Here is a 699-nt window from a genome sequence, read left to right on the forward strand (position 1 = left end):
CTGCCGTCCGCCACAAAGCTATAGCTGCCATCGGCACGAATGGTCAATGTGCCGTAATCATTGCTGATCAACGTATCGCCACTCTCTGCCACTGCGGTCGCGGTGCCCGTGGTACCGTTCAAAATACCCGTGACGTTCAATGAGTCACCATCGACATCGGAGTCATTGGCCAACACGCCGTCTTCTGCACTGACCGTTAAGGTCGCGTCTTCATTCACCGCGCCCACATCGGCGGTTAACTGAGGCGCATCGTTGGTGCCTGTCACGGTAATGGTTAAGGTATTGGTTTGGTTGACCGTGCCATCGCTTGCGGTGTAGCTGAACACCACGTCCGCGGTCGCTCCTGTGGCCAACGCTTGAGAATCGCTGCCGTCCGCCACAAAGCTGTAACTACCGTCAGCACGAATGGTCAATGTGCCGTAATCATTGCTGATCAACGTATCGCCACTCTCTGCCACGGCGGTCGCGGTGCCCGTGATGCCGTTCAAAATACCCGTGACGTTCAATGAGTCACCATCGACATCGGAGTCATTGGCCAAAACGCCTTGTTCTGCACTGACCGTTAAGGTCGCGTCTTCATTCACCGCGCCCACATCGGCGGTTAACTGAGGCGCATCGTTGGTGCCTGTCACGGTAATGGTTAAGGTATTGGTTTGGTTGACCGTGCCGTCGCTCGCGGTGTAGGTGAACACCACGTCC

Annotated in this window: 1 protein-coding gene; it reads right to left on the bottom strand. The window is 56.2% G+C overall.

Annotated features, from left to right (window positions below; all coding sequences use genetic code 11):
• The coding region (locus AB4507_RS21765; protein WP_372183348.1) for a cadherin-like domain-containing protein at positions 1 to 699 on the bottom strand (699 nt) is incomplete at both ends.

This window comes from Vibrio sp. 10N.222.54.A3 (assembly GCF_041474095.1).
Taxonomy (GTDB): Bacteria; Pseudomonadota; Gammaproteobacteria; order Enterobacterales; family Vibrionaceae; genus Vibrio; species Vibrio crassostreae_C.